Origin of the sequence: Streptomyces sp. NBC_00252 (assembly GCF_036187565.1) — a bacterium.
Taxonomy (GTDB): Bacteria; Actinomycetota; Actinomycetes; order Streptomycetales; family Streptomycetaceae; genus Streptomyces.
The window spans coordinates 5,805,501-5,827,684 of sequence record NZ_CP108087.1 but is presented as its reverse complement, the minus strand read 5'-3'; the positions used below and the strand labels follow the sequence as shown (position 1 = coordinate 5,827,684).

Here is a 22,184-nt window from a genome sequence, read left to right as displayed (position 1 = left end):
AAGCTCCCGGACCCACGGGTGGAATTCCGGGTGGAGATCGCAGGTGGAGCCGTCCCCTAGGGGGCCCTCGGGGGCGGCCCGCCGTGCGGCGACCGCCCCCCCTGAACCCGCCCCTCCGGCTCAGCGTTTGAGCGTGAACGTGAAGTCGCCGGTGAGCCTGGCGTCCAGCCGGACCCCCAACACGAGACTCCCCTCCGTGATCAGCCTCCCGACCTCGGCCCGCGACAGACCGCAGCCCTCGGCGATCAGCCGCACCGGCCGGACGGGTATCCGCGCCCCGAACCGCACCGCGACGTCGATCACCTCGCGGTCCGGGTGGCCGGTTCCGCCGGTGTCGAGACGCCAGGCGCCGGCCCAGTCGAGGGCGATGCGGTTGCGCCGCCGCAGCACCGGGTCCTGGAGCAACTGGGCTGCCAGGACAGGGTCGTTGGCGTGCAGCCGGTCCAGGAGTTCGGAGGGCACGGAGCGCACGTTCGCCCGCTCCAGGACCGTCAGTTTCGTGGTCGCCCCGCAGCCGGCGCAGAGCGCGAGGAGCCAGGCGTCGATGAGTTTGTGATGGGCGTTGACACGGAACTTGCCGTGCGCCCGGAAGCGTTCGGACGCGCACGCGTGGCAACGGCGGAGGACGAGCGGAAGGCGTGTGGGCATGACAAACCAGGTCGCGAGCACAGAAGGACACCGGTTCCAGTGAGAAGACCGCAGCGGAAAGAGGCGCGGCGCACAGACGCGACGCGCGACAGATCAGCACTCGGGAGGTCTCACACGGTGTACAACGAAACGTCCTTGCCCAGACGACGGGATGCGGCAGCACGCTAACGGCGCACGACGGCTCCGCTCAACGGGTTTTCGGCGCCCCCGGCGCTACACGTCCCCCGCCCGCAGCCGCGCGATCTGCTGCCCGCTGAACTCCACCGTCCGCCTCATGTGCCCGACGATCACGGCGAGTTCGGCGTCGTCGAGGTCGTCGAAGAGGGTGAACCAGCCGCCCCCGAGCCGGTTCCACATGCGCCCGAACTCGGCGATCTTCTCCGGCACGGTCGCCACCAGCACCCGCCGCCGGTCCTCCGAGTCCCGCTCACGGACCACGTAACCGGCCCGCTCCAGCCGGTCCACGAGCCGCGTCGCCGACCCCGTCGTCAGCCCGGTCAGCTCGGCGACCCGGCCCGTGGTCACGGGCCCGGCCTCCAGGGTGAGCAGGTTCAGACACTGCAGATCGGTGGGGTGCAGCCCGAGCCGGTCGGCGACGGCCTGGTTGAACAGGGCGTACGACGCCATGTACCGGCGCGATACGGAGGACAACTCGTCCAGCAGCCGCGCCCGCGCGTTCCCGGACATGTCGCACCCCTCGTCGCCTGTGCCGTTCCGCACGTGCCGTCCGTGCCGTGCGGAGATCGAGATCGTACGACGTGCTCGCGGGCGTGGCTCCGCGGTCCTACGGGTGTGGCTCAGAAGTAGTAGGTGTCACCGGTGTCCAGGACTAGCACCCGCTGCTGGTCGTTGGCCCGGTTCGAGTCCACCGTGCCCCCACCCCACAGCGTGTCCAGCTCCAGCAGCACCTCGGCGGACGCCTCCCGCAGCCGTACCCGCAGGTCGATCCGTTCGCCCACGCCGTCCGCGGCGAGCGCCCCCGTCCGGCAGACGACCACCTGCTCCCCCGACCGCGCGCACCCCTCCGGCAGCGTCTGCGCGTCCGCGAGCGGCTTCGACCAGCGCAGCCGTACGGTCGCGTCGGGCACCGCGGACGGGCCGTGGTTGCGCGGGGTGAACCGGACGTCGACCCGGCCGGCCGTCATCGCGGCGGAGCCGTGATACGCGAGATCCGCCTCCGGACCCGGGACGTCCGGATGCCCCGGGGCCGCGCCCGTCACCGCCAGCGCGGCACCCCCGACAGCGAGAGTCCGTAGTACCCCTAGTACCCGCATGCGATCCGCTCCTCAGTACGCCGCGCCCTTGCACCACGCCACCGTGGTCGTACGGATGTATCCCACGCGGAGCGGGCGACAGGCGCCGTCCATCAGGTGACACCCGCGTGATCTGATGGCGCCCATGCTCGTGCTCCGCTCCGCAGCCCTCTTCGTCGTCGCGGCCGTCTTCGAGATCGGCGGCGCCTGGCTGGTCTGGCAGGGGGTCCGCGAACACCGCGGCTGGCTCTGGATCGGCGGCGGCATCATGGCCCTCGGCGTCTACGGCTTCGTCGCCACCTTCCAGCCCGACGCCCACTTCGGCCGCATCCTCGCGGCCTACGGCGGGATCTTCGTCGCCGGTTCACTGGCCTGGGGCGCGGTCGCCGACGGCTACCGGCCCGACCGCTGGGACATCACCGGCGCCCTGATCTGCCTGGCCGGGATGGCCGTGATCATGTGGGCGCCCAGGGGGAACTGACCCCGAACCGGGCCCGCCTATCCTGGACGGAGTCGTACGTACGATCCCGTCGAACCGTCACCAGGAGCAGCCCATGGCCACCGCCGCACCGTCCGCCGCCTCCCGTATCGCGGTCGTCACCGGGGCGAGCGGCGGCATCGGCGCCGCCACGGCCCGGCAGCTCGCCTCCGCCGGGTACCGCGTCGTCGTCACCGCCCGCCGCAAGGACCGTATCGAGGCGCTCGCCGAGGAGATCAACGCCAACGGCGGCCAGGCCACGGCCTACGCCCTCGACGTCACCGACCGGGCCGCCGTCGACGAGTTCGCGACCGCCTTCAAGACCATCGGCGTCCTCGTCAACAACGCGGGCGGCGCGCTCGGCGCCGACCCGGTCGCCACCGGCGACCCCGCCGACTGGCGCACGATGTACGAGACGAACGTCCTCGGCACCCTGAACATCACCCAGGCCCTGCTCCCCGCCCTCACCGCGAGCGGCGACGGCACGGTCGTGGTCGTCTCCTCCACGGCGGGCCACGGCACCTACGAGGGCGGCGCGGGCTATGTCGCCGCCAAGCACGGCTCGCACGTCCTCGCCGAGACGCTGCGGCTGGAGATCGTCGGCACCCCCGTGCGGGTCATCGAGGTCGCGCCCGGCATGGTCAAGACGGACGAGTTCGCGCTGACCCGCTTCGGCGGCGACGCGGAGAAGGCGGCGAAGGTCTACGCGGGCGTCGCCGAGCCCCTCACCGCCGACGACGTGGCCGACACCATCACCTGGGCGGTCACCCGCCCCAGCCACGTCAACATCGACCTCCTCGTCGTCCGCCCCCGCGCCCAGGCCTCGAACACCAAGGTCCACCGGGAGCTGTGATGTCCGGCGACGCGGACCTCCCGGACGGCCCCGACAACTCCCAAGAGGCCCTGGACAAGCGCAGGTTGGCCGAGGAGACCAGGAACGAACGCAAGGTCTGGTACTTCCTCGGCTACTTCCTCTTCGGCATCCACGTCGTCGCGTTCGTGATGATCTACGCGGTGACCCACGCCCCGAACAAGTAGGGGCTGCTCGAGGAGGAGGCCGAGAGCCTGGAGGCCGTCGCCGTAGACCTTGGTGATCGCGGTGGCGCTTTTCATTCCGAATCGCACGCGGTAAGGCCCGAATTCAGTTCAGGGACTTGATGATGCGATCGATTCGCGCCGCGGCCTTCTCCGCGGTGCCCTTGATGTAGAAACCGTCGACGGCCGCATAGGTGACGTGGTCGAAATTCCACCTGTCGGGCATGTTCTTCGCGCCGCCCTCGAACATCGACATGACGAACGTGCTGGAGAAGGACGAGTTCTCGCGGATCGTGTTCGCGGTCGACGTGGACAACTCCGGCTCCACGCCCGCGAAGACGCCCTTGCCGACCTGGAAGACCCAGAGCGGCACCTGAGCGGTCCCGGTGGGGGTGAAGGTGACCTTCTTGGTGGGCCCGCTGGCTTGCGGACCCGTGACCTGGGTCGTGGTGATGGCGTCGGTGACGAGACGCACGACGACGCCCGTGCCGCTCTCGTACCTGCCGATCCCCTGCGCCACCCGCACGATCTCGTCGCCGAACCGCTCGCCCTGCGCGGTCAGCAGCGCGAATCCGGCGTCGTGCAGATCGACGCCGTAGGTCCAGCCCTTGTCCTTGTCGATCGTGTACCGCTTCGACCGGTACGCAGGGAACTGGTCGCCGCACGCGCCGACGAGCCAGAAGCCGACGGCGCCGGGGTACTGGCTCTCGACGTGCGCCACGGCCGCGCCGGCGAGGTCGGCGGAGATCGGGAGGGTGCCGTCGGCCACGACGGAGTCCTGCATCACGCAGGACTGCACGTTGTAGTTGGCCAGGACGGCGATCGGGTTGCCGTCGAGGTCGTTGAAGCGGGCGACGTAGACGCCCTTGTCGGAGGGCAGTTGCTCGTTCACGCCGAGCCAATAGCCGTCCGCGGTCAGGACGTTGCGGTTCACGTTGACGTCAACTCGACCGGAGCCGTAGCCGACCTCGGCGTCCTGGAGGTTCTTCACGGCGTCGGCGACGGCGGACCTGGTGGCGGCGACGATGTTCTGGACGTACGCGGCGGCACCGGCGGAGGACGAACTCGCCTGCACATGCGGCGCGGAGAAGCAGTGCGTGACGGTGACCATGATGTTCGCGGCGGCCACACCGGTCGCCGCGGTGATCGCGTCCCGCATCAGCGCGACCGCCTCCGCGCTGATCGAGGTCAGGTCCAGCACGGCCAGCACGATCCGCCGCGCACCGGACTCCACCAGCAGCACACGGACGTTGAGGTCGTCGTGCACGGCGGTGAAGTTGTCCAGCGGCAGCAGCGAGGCAGCGGGCGTGAAGGCGGCCTTCCCGACACCGACCTTCAGCCCACCGGAGGCCTTCGTCGCGGCCTGCGCGGAAGCGGCCGTACCGAGGGCGCTCGCCGCGAGGGCGGTAACAGCCCCGGCCGCCACCACGGCCCGCCGGCTCAACTCACCCTGATTCTCCTGCTGTTCACGCATGTGCTGTCCTCCGAGACGCCGCGGGTGGGGGTGGGATCAACTCCCGCGCAGCATCACAGTGAAATTCGGGGCCAGCAATGAGGGTCGCGTGCAATCAATGCTTTCACGAATGGAATATGCAGTTGACGTGCACCGGCTCCCGAATTCACAGCGATCTCAGAGGAATTTCAGAGCTCCGGCCGCCTTTCGGCGCTCTTGTGGAGTTCCGAAAGTCAGCCCTTCACACACACGACCTGCTTCAACTTCGCCACGACCTCGACGAGGTCCCGCTGCTGATCGATGACCTGCTCGATCGGCTTGTAGGCGCCCGGAATCTCGTCCACGACACCGGAGTCCTTACGGCACTCCACGCCCCGCGTCTGCTCCTCCAGGTCCTTCGTCGAGAAGCGGCGCTTGGCCGCGGTGCGGCTCATGCGCCGACCCGCGCCGTGCGACGCGGAGTTGAAGGACTTCTCGTTGCCGAGGCCCTTCACGATGTACGAACCGGTGCCCATCGAGCCGGGGATGATCCCGTACTCGCCGGAGCCGGCGCGGATCGCTCCCTTACGGGTGACCAGCAGGTCGACGCCCTCGTACCGCTCCTCGCTCACGTAGTTGTGATGGCACGAGATCTCCGCGTCGAAGACCGGCTTCGCCTTCTTGAACTCCTTGCGGATCACGTCCTTCAGGAGCGCCATCATGATCGTGCGGTTGTACTTCGCGTACTCCTGCGCCCAGAACAGGTCGTTGCGGTACGCCGCCATCTGCGGGGTGTCCGCGATGAAGACGGCGAGGTCGCGGTCGACCAGGCCCTGGTTGTGCGGGAGCTTCTGCGCCGTACCGATGTGGTGCTCCGCGAGTTCCTTGCCGATGTTCCGGGATCCGGAGTGGAGCATGAGCCAGACCGAACCGTCGCCATCTATGCACACTTCTGTAAAGTGATTTCCGGATCCGAGCGTTCCCATCTGCTTTTGTGCACGTTCCTGACGGAACTTCACCGCATCGGCAACCCCGTCGAACCGCCCCCAGAAGTCGTCCCACCCGCCGGTGGCCAGCCCGTAGAACCGCCCCGGCTCGACCGGGCTGTCATGCATCCCCCGCCCCACCGGAATCGCCTGCTCGATCTTCGACCGCAGCCGCGACAGATCGCCGGGAAGATCGTTCGCCGTGAGTGACGTCTTCACCGCGGACATCCCGCAGCCGATGTCGACCCCCACCGCCGCCGGGCACACCGCGCCCCGCATCGCGATGACCGAGCCGACCGTCGCGCCCTTGCCGTAGTGCACGTCCGGCATGACGGCGAGGCCCTTGATCCACGGCAGGGTCGCGACGTTGCGCAGCTGCTGGAGCGCGCCCTCCTCGACGGACGCCGGGTCGGTCCACATACGGATCGGAACCTTCGCGCCCGGCATCTCCACGTACGACATATCGTCCTCATTCCCCCGGAGTTCACCAAAAGTCATACATCGCAAAACCGGCGCCAAGGTCAACGAATGGGACAGCGGACCGGCATCCACGGCTGTGCGTGCGATAGACATTGTCTCCAGGGGGTCCCCTGGTGCGGCAAGCGATTAACCAGCGGGGACACTGGCAGACCCTGGATCGTTCAAGGGGTCGAGGGACACCGAGGACAACCGACGCACACCCGACACCCCGTCGAGAGGAGCCCGACCGTGCAGCGGAAGGCGTACGTACCCGGCACCGCCGCACTCCTCGTGGCGCTGCTGGCCGGCTGCACGAGCGGCGCGACCGACAGCGGTACGACGGACGACGCGAACCCGGGCGAGGCCGGCTCGACGACTGCGGTGGCCCAGCCGGGCAAGTACCGCACGCTTCCCGAGCCCTGCGGCGCGGTCGGTCAGGACGCGCTGGACTCCCTGCTCCCCGGTATCCAGCAGATCACCGACCCGGAGCAGCGCGAGGCGGCGTACGCGGGCGACGCGACGCTGACGTACGACACGGACCGCAAGGTCGGCTGCCGCTGGAAGGTGGAGTCGACGGAGGCGACCGACCATCTGCTGGTCGACTTCGAGCGGGTGGTGTCGTACGACAACGCGGTGAGCGACGACAGCCAGGCGCAGACGATCTTCGGGACGAAGGAGACGGCGGCGGATCTTCCGGAGCCGTCGGCGAGCGCGACCACGTCGGAGTCGGGGTCCGAGGCGGACACCGCGACCCCGTCGGACTCGGCGTCCGCCTCCACCACCCCGTCGTCGTCCTCGTCGGCCTCGGCCTCTTCCTCGTCGTCCCCCTCCGCCTCCTCCTCGTCCTCCGCCGCCGCTCTCCAGCCCCGCGTGCTCTCCGGCCTGGGAGACGAGGCGTTCCTTGACGACGCGTTGAGCAGCTCCGGTTCGACGGCTCAACAGCGCACGGTGACTGTGGTGTTTCGCACGTCCAACGTCATCGTGACCGTCGAGTACGAGGAGCAGCCGGCGACGGTCGGCGTCGTGCCGGACAGCCAGAAGATGCAGGACAGGGCGCGGAAACTGGCCGCGCGACTGGCCGACTCACTGAACGGTTAGGGCGTTCACGGGTGCCGTCCGGGGGGTCCCGCAAAGGCCGTGAACCGGGACCGCACAGGTGACTCACCGCGTACCGTGGCCCCTCGGACCCGATCCGACGGCAGGAACCACGAGCGTCATGAGTGAAGGAACCATGCATCAACCAGCACAGCGAGACCGGAGTGACCAGCAGCGGGCGAAGCGTCTGAGCCGCGTCCTTGTCTGCGCGGCGGCCGTTCCGGTGATGCTGATCGCGGCCGGCTGCTCCTCGGACTCCGGCTCCGCCGACGGCGCGAGCAAGGACACGGCAGGTCCCGGTGCGACGACGTCCGCCGACGCGACCGCCGCGCCGACGGTGCAGGCGGCGGCGTACAAGAAGCTGCCGGAGCCGTGTGCGGTGCTGTCGAAGAAGACGTTGACCGATCTGGTGCCGAAGGGCGCCACGTCGGGCAAGGAGGGCACGTCGAGCGACACGGCGTCGCGGGGCAGCTGCTCCTGGACGAGCCTGGACAACAAGGGCGTCAAGGGCTCGCAGTTCCGCTGGCTGAACGTGTCGTTGCTGCGGTTCGACTCCTCGCAGACGCAGGGCGAGGGCGACAAGCTGGCCGCGTCGTACTACGCGAAGCAGGTGCAGGCGGCGCAGGCGGTCACCGGCGCGAAGAACAGCAAGTCGGAGCCGGTCGCGGGTGCGGGCGACGAGGCGACGGCGGTGCGCTACGACCTGAAGAAGAAGGAAGGCGCCTTCAAGCAGCAGACGGTGGTGGCGCGCGTCGAGAACGTGGTCGTCACGATCGACTACAACGGCGCGGGCCTCGCGGGCGACAAGGCGCCGAGCGCGGACACGCTGACGAAGGCGGCGGAGAAGGCCGTGAAGGAGGCCGTGGCGGCGGTCTCGTCGGCCAACGGCGCGGGCGGAGGCGCTGGTTCGGGCTCCGGTTCGGGCGGCGCGGGCAGCACGCCCTCGAAGTCCCCGTCCAAGTCGCCCGCCAAGTCCGCCTCCCCGTCCGCCTCCAGGTCGGCGGCGAAGTCGGACGCGAAGGCCCCGGCGGCCACCGCTTCCTCCTCCGCCTCTTCCGCCGCGGACAAGAGCTGACCGCGCATTTCACATCCGGTCCTTTTTCGGACCTCAACTCGCAGGTCAGCAAGGCCCTTTGACGGAGCCCGGCCCCATCGCGGACCGGGCTCCTGACAGACCGGCACCCAGGACGCCGCACACTTGTGCCACCCTGTTGCGCGCAACGACAAGTAAGGGGAGGGGAGTCCGGGTGTCCGCGCCCATTCAGCTCACACGTATGCACCGCGTGCTCATCGGTGTGGTCGTCTCCGGTGCGATGGTCATCGCCGGTATCGGCTTCGCCGGTTCGTACGCCGCCGTACGCGAGCTCGCCCTGAAGAAGGGCTTCGGGAACTTCGCGTACGTCTTCCCGATCGGCATCGACGCGGGCATCTGTGTCCTGCTCGCCCTCGACCTGCTCCTGACCTGGATCAGGATCCCCTTCCCGCTGCTGCGCCAGACGGCGTGGCTGCTGACGGTCGCGACGATCGCGTTCAACGGCGCCGCGGCCTGGCCCGACCCGCTCGGTGTCGGCATGCACGCGGTGATCCCGATCCTGTTCGTGGTCTCGGTGGAGGCCGCCCGGCACGCGATCGGCCGCATCGCCGACATCACCGCCGACAAGCACATGGAGGGCGTCCGGCTCACCCGCTGGCTGCTCTCCCCCGTCCCCACGTTCCTTCTCTGGCGCCGGATGAAGCTCTGGGAGCTGCGCTCCTACGAGCAGGTCATCAAGCTGGAGCAGGACCGTCTCGTCTACCAGGCCCGCCTGCACTCCCGCTTCGGCCGCGCGTGGCGCCGCAAGGCCCCGGTCGAGTCGATGATGCCGCTGCGGCTGGCCCGCTACGGTGTCCCGCTCGCGGAGACGGCCCCCTCGGGTCTGGCGGCGGCGGGCATCGAGCCCGTACTGCTGCCCCCGGCCCCGCAGTTGGAGCCGGCCCGCGAACCGGAGCAGCCGGCGGTGCAGGCCGTGGAGAGCGCCCCGGCGCCGGCCCGCGAGCAGCTCCCCGCCGCCGAGGGCAACGAACGGCACGAGCAGTCCCAGGACCAGGCCGAGCCGCAGAACCCGTGGCTGCACTCGCGTGACCCGCAGACGGTGGCGTACCAGGGCGGCTACGACCCGACGTACGACCCGGACGCGGCCTACCGCCAGTGGTACGCGGAGCAGCAGCAGGCCGAGCAGTTCCAGCAGTACGAGGAGGAGCAGCAGCGGTTCGAGCAGCAACAGCAGCCGTTTCCGCAGCAGCAACAGGAGGAGCCCGCCCCGGCCCCTGAGCCCTCCATGGAGGACACCGGGACCTTCCAGATCCCGTCGGGCCCCGGCCGTACCCGTGAGATGGGTCCAGGCGGTGGCACGGAGTTGACGGAGGACGAGTACTACCAGGTCTTCAAGAAGTCGATAGACGGCAGCTACCCGACCTCAGGGCAGTTCCGGGGTGACGTGGAGGCCACTTATGGCATCACGCTCCCGCAGCGCGAGGCCGAGCGGATGGTGATCCGCTTCACCAACCGTCACACGACACAGCTTGAGGAAGAGCACATCGCCTGAGACAGGAAAATGACGAAGGGCCCTCGGAAGAGGGCCCTTCGTCATTGCGGCGCTACTACTCCCCCAGCAGCCTCCGCACCCGGTCCTGGCCCACGGCGAGGAGCAGCGTGGGCAGACGCGGCCCGGTGTCGCGGCCGACCAGCAGGTGGTAGAGGAGGGCGAAGAACGTGCGCTGGGCGGTCTTGATCTCCGGCGGGAGTTCCTTGGCGGTGGCGTCGGCGGAGAAGCCGGCCTGGACCTTGGGGACGCCGTAGACGAGGTGGCTCAGGCCGTCCAGGGACCAGTGGTCGGCGAGGCCGTCGCGCAGCAGCCGTAGCGACTGCTGGGAGGCCTCGTCGAGGGACTTGAGGAGTTCGGTGTCGGGTTCGTCGCGCACGATGGTCCGCTGGTCGGCGGGGACGTGCGTGTTGATCCAGGCCTCGGCCTTGTCGAGCCGGGGGCGGACCTCGTCGAGGGTGGACAGCGGGTTGGCGGGGTCGAGTTCGCTGAGGATGCGCAGCGACTGGTCCTCGTCGCCCGCGGTGATGTCGGCGACGGACGCGAGAGTCCGGTACGGCATCGGGCGAGGCGTGCGCGGGAGCTCACCGGCGGCGGTCCGCACGGCACGCGAGTGCGCGGCGAGGTCGGCGGGCAGGGCGGACCCGTCCGCGACCTTCCCGTCGAGCTTGTCCCACTCGTCGTAGAGGCGCTGGATCTCCTGGTCGAAGGCGATCTTGAAGGACTGGTTGGGGCGGCGGCGGGCGTAGAGCCAGCGCAGGAGCTGGGGTTCCATGATCTGGAGCGCGTCGCCCGGGGTGGGGACGCCGCCCTTGCTGCTGGACATCTTGGCCATGCCGCTGATGCCGACGAAGGCGTACATGGGCCCGATGGGCCGCTCGCCGCCGAAGATCCCGACGATCTGGCCGCCGACCTGGAAGGAGGAGCCCGGGGAGGAGTGGTCGACACCGCTCGGCTCGAAGATGACGCCTTCGTAGGCCCAGCGCATGGGCCAGTCGACCTTCCAGACGAGCTTGCCCCGGTTGAACTCGCTCAGCAGGACGGTCTCGGTGAAGCCGTCCTCGGTGCAGACGTAGGTCAGCTCGGTGGTGTCGTCGTCGTAGGCCGTGACGGTGGTGAGGTCCTTGCCGCAGCGGGCGCAGAAGGGCTTGTACGGGAAGTAGCCGGCGGAGCCGGAGCTGCCGTCGTCCTCCTCGGCCGCGCCGGACCCGGCCTCGGCCTCCAGCTCGGCGTCGTCGACGGGCTTCTGCGACTGCTGCTTCTTGGCGGGGGCCTTCTTGGTGCGGTACTGCTCCAGGATCGCGTCGATGTCGCCGCGGTGCTTCATGGCGTGCAGGATCTGCTCGCGGTACACCCCGGAGGTGTACTGCGCGGTCTGGCTGATCCCGTCGAACTCCACGCCCAGCTCGGCGAGGGAGGCGACCATGGCGGCCTTGAAGTGCTCGGCCCAGTTCGGGTACGCCGACCCGGCGGGCGCGGGTACGGAGGTCAGCGGCTTCCCGATGTGCTCGGCCCAGCTCGCGTCGGTCCCCTCGACTCCGTTCGGCACCTTGCGGTAGCGGTCGTAGTCGTCCCAGGAGATGAGGTGCCGGACCTCGTGACCCCGGCGGCGGATCTCGTCGGCGACGAGGTGCGGGGTCATGACCTCGCGGAGGTTCCCGAGGTGGATGGGCCCTGACGGGGACAGCCCGGACGCGACGACGACCGGTTTGCCCGGGGCCCGACGCTCCGACTCCTCGATGACCTCATCCGCGAAACGGGAGACCCAGTCGGTGGTCTCGGTGCTCTGAGCCACGATCGGCACGTCCTCTTTTTCTGACAGTTCTGCACGGGCAGCCGGTACGGTCGCACGACTGACCGCCCCATTGTCCCAGGCGAGCCCGCATCCACGAAAACGCCTTTTCCAAGCGCGTGACCGTGGGTGGGGCCCCCGACGGCATGAGGGTTCGCGGGGTGAAGGAGTACTGGGGGCGGAGAGGTGCGAGCCGTGGACGGCGGCGCAGCCGCCTTCAAGGGGCGCGGGGAACTGCGCGACCGGCCCCCACCGGGCCCGCACCCGAAAAACTCGCTTTACCCCCCGTGGGATACTGGCCATGCCCATCAACCCCACGAGGAGAACGGCTCCCACCCCATGACCTCGGTCACGTCGCTCACCGACCTAGTCCACCAGCGCCTCGCGAACGCCCTCACGGCAACCCTGCCGGAGGCCGACGCGGACCCCCTGCTGCGACGGAGCGACCGAGCCGACTTCCAGGCGAACGGCATCCTCGCCCTCGCGAAGAAGGCCAAGGCCAACCCCCGGGAGCTCGCCACCCAGGTCGTCGCGAACGTGACCACCGGTGACGTGATCAAGGACATCGAGGTCTCCGGCCCCGGCTTCCTGAACGTCACGATCACCGACCGGGCGATCACCGAAACCCTGGCCGCCCGCTACGCCGACGACACGGACCGCCTGGGCGTCCCCCTCGCCCCCCACCCCGGCACGACGGTCATCGACTACGCGCAGCCGAACGTGGCGAAGGAGATGCACGTAGGCCACCTCCGGTCCGCGGTGATCGGCGACGCGGTCGTCCAACTCCTGGAGTTCACCGGCGAGTCGGTGATCCGCAGGCACCACATCGGCGACTGGGGAACCCAGTTCGGCATGCTCATCCAGTATCTGGACGAGCACCCGGGCGAGTTGGACCACGCGGACGCGGACGTCACCGGCGAGGAGGCGATGTCGAACCTCGACCGCCTCTACAAGGCCGCGCGCAAACTCTTCGACTCCGACGAGGAGTTCAAGACCCGGGCCCGCCGCAGGGTCGTGGACCTCCAGGCCGGCGACCCCCAGACCATCGCCGCCTGGCAGAAGTTCGTGGACGAGTCGAAGATCTACTTCTTCTCCGTCTTCGAGAAGCTGGACATGGAGATCCGGGACGCGGACATCGTCGGCGAGTCGGGTTACAACGACATGCTGGACGAGACCTGCCGCCTCCTGGAGGAGTCCGGCGTCGCGGAGATCTCGGACGGCGCGCTGTGCGTGTTCTTCGACGACATCAAGGGACCGGACGGCAACCGCGTCCCCCTGATCGTCCGCAAGTCCGACGGCGGCTACGGCTACGCGGCGACGGACCTGTCCGCGATCAGGGACAGGGTCTTCAACCTGAAGGCGACCTCGCTCCTCTACGTCGTGGACGTCCGCCAGTCCCTCCACTTCAAGATGGTCTTCGAGACCGCCCGCCGGGCCGGCTGGCTGAACGACGACGTCACGGCGTACCAGCTGGCCTTCGGCACGATCCTCGGCAAGGACGGCAAGCCGTTCAAGACCCGTGAGGGCGTCTCGGTGAAGCTGGAGGACCTCCTGGACGAGGCGGTCCAGCGCGCCACGACGGTGGTCCGGGACAAGGCCGAGAAGGTGGGCCTGACGGAACAGGAGATCGTCGACAACGGCCGCTACGTGGGCATCGGCGCGGTGAAGTACGCCGACCTGTCGACGTCCGCGGTCCGCGACTACAAGTTCGACCTGGACCAGATGGTCTCCCTGAACGGCGACACGTCGGTGTACCTCCAGTACGCCTACGCCCGCATCCAGTCCATCCTCCGCAAGGCCGGCGAGTTCCACCCCCAGGCCCACCGGGAACTGGAACTGGCCCCCGCGGAGCGGTCGTTGGGCCTCCACCTGGACCAGTTCAGCGAGGTCGTGACAGAGGCCGCCAAGGAGTACGCCCCCCACAAGCTCACGGCGTACCTCTACCAACTGGCCTCCACCCTCACGACGTTCTACGACCAGTGCCACGTCCTCTCCCCGGACAACGCCCCCGAGGTGGTCGAAAACCGCCTGTTCCTGGTGGACTTGACGGCCCGGACGCTGCAGCGGGGCATGGCGCTGCTGGGCATCAGGACACCCGAGAAGCTGTAAGGCCCTCGGTGTCCGGAAGACGCATGTGATCGTGGCCCGTCCTCTCCCCCGGGAGGACGGGCCACGATCATGTACGGCCTTTGCCGTCAGGGCCAGTTGGTGTCACGGGCCGTTGGCGTCAGATGCCGTTTCCGTCAGATGCCGTTGCCGTCAGATGCCGTTGCCGTCAGATGCCGTTGGCGAAGTTCTTGAACGCGGCCCGGGTGCCGGAGCCCGCGTCGCCGTCGATGGCGCCGGTGTAGCCCCAGTTCTGCAGCAGCCGCTGGAGCGCCTTGATGGTGTTGACGCCCGGGTCGCCGTCGATGGCGCCGGTGTAACCCCAGTAGGTCTGCAGGTTGCGCTGGAACGCCTTCCAGCTGTTCGTGCCGAGCTGTCCGTCGATGCTGTCGTTGTAACCCCAGTACGTGTGCAGCCAGTTCTGCACCTTCTTCGCCTCGGCGGTGGAGAGGCCGAAGTTCTGCGTCGCCAGGATCGAGACGTCGGAGGCCTGTACGGAGGCGGCCGGCGCGGCGAAGCTGGGGGCGGCGAACGCGACGCCCCCGACCGCGATACCGGCGACGGCGGTGAGGCTGACGAGGGTCCTGGCCACGACATTCGGTCGCATGCGTTCCTCTTTCAGGTAGTCGGTCGTCGTACTGGAACGAGACTGCGGTCCGCCCGGTCCACCCCGCCACCGTCCCCGCCCAAGTGACGTCTCGACGGGACGACACCCCCTCCGACCTGCGGGGACACGGTCAGCGGGGACGACGGGACGGGACGCCGCGGGGCCGGTCGCCGACCATGGCCGATTCCCTTCACGCCAGGGAACCGAAAACCCGTGCGATGAGTTGTCAGTGATGCAGAATGCGACGCGGCAGGGACCGCTGACTCCGGTCCCCGAACGCGCACTGGGGGGAACATGTCGCGTTGGAAAGTGCTGCCCGAGGAACTCGATCCGCGCGTACGGCAGTTGGTGGTACGCCTGCGCCGGCTGAAGGACCACAGCGGCCTGAGCATCCGGCAGTTGGCGGCCCGGACGGACTACAGCCCGAAGTCCTGGGAACGCTATCTGGGTGCCCGCGCCCTACCGCCCGCGGAGGCGCTGGAGGCCCTCGCCCGGGTCTGCGGCGAGGACCCGACCCGGCTGCTGGCACTGCGCGAGGTGGCGGCGGAGGGCTGGAGGACCACACCCGAACATCCGCTGACGCCACGCCACTTGCCGCCACCGGATCAGCCCCACCACTCCCCCGAGAGACGCGCCCTGCGCATCGCACTCGTGGCGGGCGCGGTGACCCTCGTCCTGGCGGTCTCGTCGGCGGTCCTGGTGACGGTCCGCATCATGAACAACGACACCGCCGGCAGCCCTACGACCCGGACCCGGTCGTCGGCACCACTCGCCGAGCCGACGGCCGCGTCGCCGTACCCCTGCCGACTGGCACGGATCGACGGCCACTGGTACGCGGGCAACAGCCGTACCCAGCAGGAGAATCTGGCCGTCGGCAACATCGGGCCCGACGTCGCCGAGGCGCAGTGCCTGCTGCGCAGGGCGGGTATCTCGCCGGGCGGCATCGACGGGATCTTCGGCCCGCTGACGGAACACGCGGTCAAGCAGTTCCAGAAGCGGTCGGGACTCGTCGTGGACGGCATGGTCGGACCCCACACCTGGAAGGCCCTCCGGGGATGAATCAACTGGCCGCGGCCCTACGACAGTTACGCACCGAAACCGGCCTGAGCCTGGCCGGCCTCGCCATGAAGACCCCGTACAGCAAGTCGTCCTGGGAGCGCTACCTCAACGGCAAGACCCTCCCCCCGCGAGAGGCGGTGGAGGCGCTGTGCCACCTCGCGGGCGAACCGGTGGGCCGGTGCGTGGCCCTGTGGGAGATCGCGGAGGCGGAGGAAAGCGGACGGGGAGCGAAGCGGACGGCACCGGAGCCGAAGGCACCAGCGACAAGTCCGCAACCGACCGTCGCCGCACCCCCACCCACGCCCTCACCCCTACCCCTACCCCCACTCCCGCACCAACGCGGCGTCATAACCCTCGCGGTCCTGGCCTCCGTCTGCGCGGTCGCCGTGACGGCCGTGGTCCTGGCCCTGCTCCTCATCCCGGACCCCCGCACCTCCGCCCCCCTCTCCCCCACCGCCGCCACCACGGCCACCACCATCGGCCCCGGCTGCCACGGCGCGACCTGCGAGGGCCGCAGCCCGATGGCCATGCGCTGCGCCGCCCAACCGGACACCGTCGCCCGCCACCGGACGGCCACCGGCGCGTGGATGGAACTACGCCACAGCCGCGAGTGCGGCACCACCTGGGCCCGCACCTGGGGCGGCCGCATCGGCGACCGCATCGAAATGACCGTGCCGGGCCGGACGGAAGCGGCACACGCCGCACAGGTCGGCAACGCCATGGACGCCGAGTCCTACGTGTACACGCTGATGGCGGCGACGGGGCCGGGCACGGTGGTACGGGCGTGCTTCCAGCCGGCGGCGAAGGCGGGGGCTGCTCCGGGGCGGAAGGAGTGCTTTGACGGCGCTGTGAGGTAGCTGTGTAGGGTCCTTGAATGCCGAGAGTCAAAGTCAGCGTCATCGTTCCCGTCTACAACACCGGGAAGTACGTCGATGAGTGCGCGCCGTCGCTGCTGGGCCAGAGCCTGCCCGCCGACGAGTACGAGGTCATCTACGTCGACGACGGTTCGACCGACGACACGCTGAGCCGGCTGGAGAAGATCGCCGCCGGGCACCCGAACGTCCAGGTCCACACCCGGCCGAACTCCGGCTGGCCGGGTGCGCCCCGCAATCTCGGCATGCGGCATGCGAAGGGCGAGTACATCCAGTTCGTCGACCATGACGACACGCTCGGGTCCGAGGCCCTGGAGCGGATGTACGACCACGCGAAGCGCAACGACGCGGACGTCGTCCTCGGCAAGATGTCCAGCACGATGGTGCGGCCCCGCCGGCTGTTCCGGCACACGGTGGACGCCTGCACGATCGAGAACGACGAGCTGACGCAGAGCATGTCGCCGCACAAGATGTTCCGGCGGGCGTTCGTCGAGGAGCACGGGCTGCGGTTCCCCGAGGGGCCGTGGATCCTGGAGGACCTGGCCTTCGTCAGCGCCGCCTACCTCAAGGCGGAGCGCATCTCGATCCTCGCCGACTATCCCGTCTACTACTGGATGAAGCGGGACGACGGCGGCAACAACACCCAGCACCGTTTCAACCCGAAGCACGGTTTCTGGCCCAACACCCGTACGGTCGTCCGCCAGTTCAAGGACGCCACCCCCGCGTCCGACGACATCGACGCCCTGCAGAACCGCCTCCTCCACCGCCTCTACCACGTGGAGATCCTCTCCCGCACCCGCGAGCCGGAGATCCTCCGCGAGGACCCGGCCGAGCAGCGCCAGCGCTTCGAGGCGGCAAGGGCCGTGGCCCTGGAGGAGTTCCCGTCGGCCGTACGGGACGGCCTCCCCGCCGTCTCCCGCCTGCGCGCCGCCCTCCTGGAAGCCGGCGACTTCGACGGCGCGGTGACCCTCGCGGAGCGCATCCGCGAGGTCAAGGCTCGCAGCGAGGTCGGCGAACTGCGCTGGGAGAACGGCCGGTTGGTCGCCGACGTCACGCTCGGCCTCCTGCGCGGCGACGGCGAACCCCTGACCCTCGTCGAACGGGACGGAAAGCAGTACCTGGACCCGGAGTTGCTGGACGGCGTACCGGGGACCGAGGACGGCTGGGAGGTCCCGGACCCCTTCCGGCTGGCGTACGCGGAGCTGGTCGTGAAGGACCGCGACCGCGAGGACTGGTGGTACCCGGAGGGCGACCTGGAGGTCCGGCTGAAGCCCGTCGGGGACGGCCGTTCGCAGGTGATCGCCACCGGACGGCTGTCCCTCGACCCCGAACGACTCGCCGGCGGGCGTCCGTTGGAGCGTGGCGTCCACGATGTGTGGGCCTACGTCCAACTCCTGGGCGTGGACCGGCTCGTACGCGTGACGGGCGACGGCACACCGGGCACCCCGGCGGCCACCCCGGCCCTGACCGGTGGCCGGCTCTCCCTCCCGTACTGGACGGGCAGCGGCCAGCTCGCCCTCGACGTGGACCAGCGGCAGCGCAAGCTGGGCCAGGACGCCGCCACGGCCGCCACCGCCAACACCGAGCGCGGCGAGGGGAGTTCACTCCCCCTGCCGTACATCGCGGCGGCCCCGGACAGTACGCCCGCCCGCGTCAAGGTCACCGTGGCAACCCTCGGCGTGGAAGCCGACCTGCTCCCCACCCCCGACTCCTCCACGGCCCGACTCCGCCTTCCCGGCCGCCTGAAGCTCCCCTCCGGCCGTCACCCGGTCACCCTCCCGAAGTCGGCCGCGCCGATCGCCTACGCCGTCGTCCGCGACGGCACGGTGCTCCGCCTGGAGGGTCCGGCCTACGAGGCTGGAAGCGGCCGGCGGTTCGTCGACTCGGTGGCGGACAACCGTCAAGTACGGCGTGTGCGGAGGAGGTTGGGGCGCTAAGGGCTCGTCGGAGTCCGCCCGTTGGCCCGAATCCGACCATCGTCTCTTGCCGACGGGTCCGCTCACGCACCCCACTGTCAGTCCCCGCCTCTAAAGTCTCCCGCATGGCGACTCTTCCCAACCCGCTGCCCAAGTTGGCGGCCGATCCGAGCGGCAGTTCGCTCGGGCTTGAGCTCCCTGTCGGGAGTCTGATCGACGTGACCGCCGACGGTCCGGCGGACGAACCGTTGTTGTGGTGTGCGGGTGAGGCGGCGCGGCCCGGAGACTGGGCCGCGCTTCGGGCCGCGCGGGGCGCCGGGCTGCTGCCGGTGCTGCTGGACGTGGACGGGGGCCACGGCGGGCCTAGGGAATGGGAGTTGAGCCCGTACGAGCTGTCGTACCCCGGGGATCACGACGCCGACGAGGTGCTGGGGGAGCTCTGGGAGGCGTACGCCTCGGAGGATGACGAGTGGCCCGGTCTCGCGGAACCGCTCACCCTGGTCGCCGATCCGGACGCGCGGGCCGCCGAGGTCGCCGACTCACTTGCAGACGGCGGCGGTTGGCTCAAGGACCCGCGTCTCGCCCTCGTACCGGCCCGCCGCAGTGCCGACATCCCGGCGGCGATCGGCTGGATGGGCGCCGCGAACCACGAGAACGACACGGCCCTGCTCTGCGCGGTCCTGCGCTCCTGGGAGGACCGGTTCGGGATACGCGTCGTGGCCCTCGGCTTCGACCGGCTGGTGCTGTCGGTGGCGGCCCCGCCTGCGTCCCTGGAGGAGGCCGAGGAGATCGCCGCCGAGCACTTCGCCTTCTGCCCCGACAACATCACCCAGGGGCACCACGAGAACCTGCGCGCGTACGCCCGACACGAAGTGCTCGACAGGCAGGTGTGGTCCTTCTGGTGGGACTGACCCGCCCGGCACACCCGCTCCGGCTCAGCTGAGCAGCTTCATCCCCTCTGGCGCCTCGATCCCGAACTCCTCGTCCAGCAGCCGCCGCGCCTCCCCCTCGTCCGTCAACTCCCGCTCGGTCACCGCCCCGTCGGCCCGCGTCTCCGTCAACACACGGCCGTGCAGCAGGAGATGACGGCCGGGGGTGAGGCGCTGCACGAAGAGGCGCTGGGTGAACGGGGAGCGCGGGTTCGTCGCGATGTGCCAGTTGATGACGTCGAAGTCGACGTGCTCGAAGGGTTCCAGGGTGAAGACGTACTGCGGCTCCCAGGTGCCCCCGGCGTCGTCCCCTGCGCCCTTCACGTACGCCTGAAGACTCAGCATCTCCAGCGGCCCCCGATGCTCCACCCGGACCAGCCGGTGCCTCCGCCCCGCGCCCTCGAACTCCGCGCCCACCACCACCGGTACCGGCTCCAGCAGCCCCCCGATCGCCCCGAACCCGGCATCCGCCAGATAGGGCCGCGCATCCCCCGGCACCTCCACCAGCAGCGCCATGTGCGTGCGCGGGCGGCTCTCGATCCGGTCCGTGCCCACGACCACCCGCGCCGTCAGCAACGTCACCCCGAAGCCGAGTGCCCGCAGCGCGGCGGCGAGCAGGGTGTTGTGCTCGTAGCAGTAGCCGCCGCGCCTGCTCCGCACCAACTTGGCCATCAGGGCAGGGAGTTCGAGCGAGGGGGCCGTGCGCCGGTACGCGTCCAGGTTCTCGAAGGGGATGCCCCGCAGGTGCGCGAGGTGCACGCCCCGCAGGGTCTCCACGTCGGGGCGCCGCTCGCCCTCGCCCGGTCCCTCCCAACCGATGTGCGCGAGGTATTCGTCCAGGTCGAAGGCGCCGCTGTCAGACATGCCTCCACCCTACGAAATCACCGGGCGGAGCCCGCTCACTGCTGGGTGGCCGGCTCCAGCGCCTCGACCGCCGCGGCCGCCGCCGTCGAGTCCTGGCCGTAGAAGATGTCGATGTCGACCTCCTCGCCGCCCATCGTCAGGGTGTCCCACGCGCCGCTGAGGACGAGCATGCGCAGGGTCCGGGACTCCAGGGTGCGGAGGCGTTCCAGGATGGCCTCGTCGTCCGGCATGCCGGGGAGGCGGGGGGCGAGTCGGTCGCGGATGGCGCCCATGCGGGCCAGCAGGGTGGCCGTGTCCGCCTCGCGGTCGGGTTCCTCCGCGATGCCGTCGATGCCGTGGTCGATGATGTCCTTGATCGCCCAGGTGACGCCCTGGTCGTCGGTGGTGACCATCGCCTTCCACGCGCGGCTCTTGTGCCGGTACTGCAGCATCGACATGGCCGCCTCGTGCCGCAGGAAGTCGGCGTCGCGGAAAGGACGGCCGTTCCAGGCGCTGTTGAGGGAGCGGGCCAGCGAAATGGCCGACGCCAGGCCGCTGTTGAGGCCCCGGCCCGGCCAGAAGTGGATGGCGTTGGCCGCGTCGCCGAGGAGGAAGCCGTAGGTGCCGGGCGAGTTGACGGTCGGGGGCAGCAACTCGGCTGAGAAGCGCGGGCGTTGCACCATGTCCAGGCGGAAGCTGGTGACGGCGCTCAGGTCCTGGTCGGAGACGTCGAAGAGCCGTAGGCCCTCGTGCACGCGCTTCCACAGGGGGGAGCCCTTGATGAGCGCGGGCAGGAACAGCGTGCCGTGGGTCGCGCACTGGAAGTCGCCGTGCTCGTCGCGGTCCATCAGGCACGGGCGGGAGGCGATGCACTCCTCGAAGACCCGGCGGACCGGGTCGATGCCGATGACCTCGGTCAACTCGGTGTCGGTGAGCCGCATGTTGAGGAAGCCCTCGCCGCGCAACGAGTTGAGCAGGAACCGGTTCTGAGCGACCGTCAGCAGAATCGCCATCGGGTCCGGCAGCTCCGACTTCACCCTCAGCCCGAGGACCACGTCCCGCAGGTGGACGCCGTCGAGGGAGTAGATGGACTCGTCGGCCTTGCCGAAGCGGGCGGCGAAGTGGTCCCGGGTGCGCGACCGGCCGCCGTCGCAGATCGCGAGGACGTGCTGGGTGGCGAGCTCGTCGCGCTGCTCCGCCGGGTCGAACTTGGCGGGTATCAGGCGTATGCGGTCGCGCTTCTCGTTCGCCAGCTCCAGCAGCTTGTCCTCGATGTAGGCGATCCGCATGTTGCGCGGGTGGTGGTCGCCGATCGAGTCGGGCCCGGACGGCCACATCTCGGTGTAGTGCTCGGGGTCGAAGAGCCGCTCCTGCACGTACGGCGGCCACGCGAGGTACTGCCGGCTCTGCACGGTCACGACCTGCTGGCGCCGTACGTTGCCCTCCTCCTGGCTCTTCCAGACGACCGTACGGCCGTCCTTGCGCCACCGGCCCTCGTAGACGGTGATCCGCGCCTGCGCGCCGAGGAAGTGCTCGAGGAGCAGGGCCATGGACAGGCCGACGGGGCCGCCGCCCACGACGGTGACCCGCAGTACGGTCCCCTCGTCGCTCTCCTCCGGGTGGGTCACCGAGCGGGGCAGGTTGAGCGCCATCAGGGTCTGCATGGCGTCGGCGACCTCGAAGCGGAACTCCTGGTCCCCGATGGTGATCTCGTCCCCGGGCTGGAGCAGCCGCGCCTCCACCTCCTCGCCGTTGACCTGCGTGCCGTTGCTGCTGCCGCAGTCGCGCAGGACGTAGCCCGCGTCCTGGTCGAAGACGATCTCGGCATGGAAGCGGGAGACGCTCGGGCTGGCGATGACGACCGTGTTGCCCGCGTTGCGCCCGAACGTGACCCGGGTGTCGACGATCGGGATGCGCTCTCCCGCCAGCAGACCTTCACGTCCGACGAGCACCGGTGCCATGGCCATTCCCTCCCAGGGGTCAACTCGGTGCGTTTCCAAGGGGATTCACCGATTCAGGGCCTCCGTGTTCGAGGCCTGCGGCAACCATAAGCGCACCGCACCGCGTTGGAATCCCCCCGGCAGGCCACCAG

At 69.7% G+C, this 22,184-nt stretch carries 20 protein-coding genes; 11 read left to right on the top strand and 9 right to left on the bottom strand.

Features of this window, described 5'->3' with window-relative positions; translation table 11 throughout:
* Nucleotides 1–120: 120 nt before the first annotated feature.
* The 3 genes from OHT77_RS25680 to OHT77_RS25670 all read right to left on the bottom strand — a co-directional run bounded on the left by OHT77_RS25680 (nt 121) and on the right by OHT77_RS25670 (nt 1,922).
* Entirely contained in the window at nt 121–648 is a 528-nt protein-coding gene (locus tag OHT77_RS25680; protein WP_328830812.1) for a DUF1062 domain-containing protein, read from the bottom strand.
* Nucleotides 649–861: 213 nt separating this feature from the next.
* The gene (locus tag OHT77_RS25675) at nt 862–1,335 is read right to left on the bottom strand and encodes a MarR family winged helix-turn-helix transcriptional regulator (RefSeq protein ID WP_328830811.1); all 474 of its coding nucleotides are present in this window, start codon (nt 1,333–1,335) and stop codon (nt 862–864) included.
* 110 nt (nt 1,336–1,445) lie between these two features.
* Nucleotides 1,446–1,922, bottom strand: coding sequence for a hypothetical protein (locus OHT77_RS25670; RefSeq protein WP_328830809.1), 477 nt, complete (start codon nt 1,920–1,922; stop codon nt 1,446–1,448).
* Nucleotides 1,923–2,046: 124 nt separating this feature from the next.
* Between OHT77_RS25670 and OHT77_RS25665 the strand changes: the two genes are divergently transcribed.
* From OHT77_RS25665 to OHT77_RS25655, 3 genes are all read left to right on the top strand, one after another.
* Complete coding sequence (locus OHT77_RS25665; RefSeq protein ID WP_026151077.1) at nt 2,047–2,382, top strand: YnfA family protein; 336 nt, start codon at nt 2,047–2,049, stop codon at nt 2,380–2,382.
* A gap of 73 nt (nt 2,383–2,455) precedes the next feature.
* Nucleotides 2,456–3,232 (top strand): SDR family NAD(P)-dependent oxidoreductase, encoded by a 777-nt coding sequence (locus tag OHT77_RS25660; protein ID WP_328830808.1) that lies wholly within the window; start codon nt 2,456–2,458, stop codon nt 3,230–3,232.
* Nucleotides 3,232–3,417, top strand: coding sequence for a hypothetical protein (locus OHT77_RS25655; RefSeq protein WP_328830806.1), 186 nt, complete (start codon nt 3,232–3,234; stop codon nt 3,415–3,417). Before OHT77_RS25660 ends, OHT77_RS25655 begins: the two co-directional genes overlap by 1 nt.
* Before the next feature lie 103 nt (nt 3,418–3,520).
* Here the strand turns inward: OHT77_RS25655 and OHT77_RS25650 are convergent, their stop codons facing one another.
* Complete coding sequence (locus OHT77_RS25650; protein WP_328830805.1) at nt 3,521–4,888, bottom strand: hypothetical protein; 1,368 nt, start codon at nt 4,886–4,888, stop codon at nt 3,521–3,523.
* Between the two features lie 212 nt (nt 4,889–5,100).
* Entirely contained in the window at nt 5,101–6,294 is a 1,194-nt protein-coding gene (locus OHT77_RS25645) for an RtcB family protein (RefSeq protein ID WP_266769663.1), read from the bottom strand.
* A 246-nt stretch (nt 6,295–6,540) separates the two neighbouring features.
* On the opposite strand from OHT77_RS25645, the gene OHT77_RS25640 reads away from it, so the two are divergent.
* The 3 genes from OHT77_RS25640 (at nt 6,541) to OHT77_RS25630 (ending at nt 9,971) form a co-directional block, all read left to right on the top strand.
* On the top strand, nt 6,541–7,389 hold the full coding sequence (locus OHT77_RS25640) for a DUF3558 domain-containing protein (RefSeq protein ID WP_328830804.1): 849 nt from the start codon (nt 6,541–6,543) through the stop codon (nt 7,387–7,389).
* Between the two features lie 133 nt (nt 7,390–7,522).
* Nucleotides 7,523–8,461, top strand: coding sequence for a DUF3558 family protein (locus OHT77_RS25635; protein WP_328830803.1), 939 nt, complete (start codon nt 7,523–7,525; stop codon nt 8,459–8,461).
* A 199-nt stretch (nt 8,462–8,660) separates the two neighbouring features.
* Entirely contained in the window at nt 8,661–9,971 is a 1,311-nt protein-coding gene (locus OHT77_RS25630) for a DUF2637 domain-containing protein (protein ID WP_328834343.1), read from the top strand.
* Between the two features lie 55 nt (nt 9,972–10,026).
* Here the strand turns inward: OHT77_RS25630 and lysS are convergent, their stop codons facing one another.
* Nucleotides 10,027–11,772 (bottom strand): lysine--tRNA ligase, encoded by a 1,746-nt coding sequence (lysS, locus tag OHT77_RS25625; RefSeq protein WP_328830802.1) that lies wholly within the window; start codon nt 11,770–11,772, stop codon nt 10,027–10,029.
* 327 nt (nt 11,773–12,099) lie between these two features.
* Between lysS and argS the strand changes: the two genes are divergently transcribed.
* Entirely contained in the window at nt 12,100–13,869 is a 1,770-nt protein-coding gene (gene argS, locus OHT77_RS25620; RefSeq protein ID WP_328830801.1) for an arginine--tRNA ligase, read from the top strand.
* Nucleotides 13,870–14,035: 166 nt separating this feature from the next.
* Here argS and OHT77_RS25615 read toward each other — a convergent pair whose 3' ends face one another.
* Nucleotides 14,036–14,473, bottom strand: a complete 438-nt coding sequence (locus OHT77_RS25615) for a peptidoglycan-binding domain-containing protein (protein WP_328830800.1) — start codon at nt 14,471–14,473, stop codon at nt 14,036–14,038.
* 294 nt (nt 14,474–14,767) lie between these two features.
* On the opposite strand from OHT77_RS25615, the gene OHT77_RS25610 reads away from it, so the two are divergent.
* From OHT77_RS25610 to OHT77_RS25595, 4 genes are all read left to right on the top strand, one after another.
* Nucleotides 14,768–15,532 (top strand): peptidoglycan-binding protein, encoded by a 765-nt coding sequence (locus OHT77_RS25610; RefSeq protein ID WP_328830799.1) that lies wholly within the window; start codon nt 14,768–14,770, stop codon nt 15,530–15,532.
* Nucleotides 15,529–16,389 (top strand): helix-turn-helix domain-containing protein, encoded by an 861-nt coding sequence (locus OHT77_RS25605; RefSeq protein WP_328830797.1) that lies wholly within the window; start codon nt 15,529–15,531, stop codon nt 16,387–16,389. Before OHT77_RS25610 ends, OHT77_RS25605 begins: the two co-directional genes overlap by 4 nt.
* 17 nt (nt 16,390–16,406) lie before the next feature.
* On the top strand, nt 16,407–18,341 hold the full coding sequence (locus tag OHT77_RS25600; protein ID WP_328830795.1) for a glycosyltransferase family 2 protein: 1,935 nt from the start codon (nt 16,407–16,409) through the stop codon (nt 18,339–18,341).
* Nucleotides 18,342–18,445: 104 nt separating this feature from the next.
* The gene (locus OHT77_RS25595; RefSeq protein ID WP_328830794.1) at nt 18,446–19,231 is read left to right on the top strand and encodes a DUF4253 domain-containing protein; all 786 of its coding nucleotides are present in this window, start codon (nt 18,446–18,448) and stop codon (nt 19,229–19,231) included.
* A gap of 24 nt (nt 19,232–19,255) precedes the next feature.
* Here OHT77_RS25595 and OHT77_RS25590 read toward each other — a convergent pair whose 3' ends face one another.
* A complete protein-coding gene (locus tag OHT77_RS25590) occupies nt 19,256–20,113 on the bottom strand; it encodes an arylamine N-acetyltransferase family protein (protein ID WP_328830793.1) in 858 nt (285 codons plus the stop codon).
* 35 nt (nt 20,114–20,148) lie between these two features.
* Nucleotides 20,149–22,053, bottom strand: a complete 1,905-nt coding sequence (locus OHT77_RS25585; RefSeq protein ID WP_328830792.1) for an FHA domain-containing protein — start codon at nt 22,051–22,053, stop codon at nt 20,149–20,151.
* Nucleotides 22,054–22,184 lie beyond the last annotated feature (131 nt).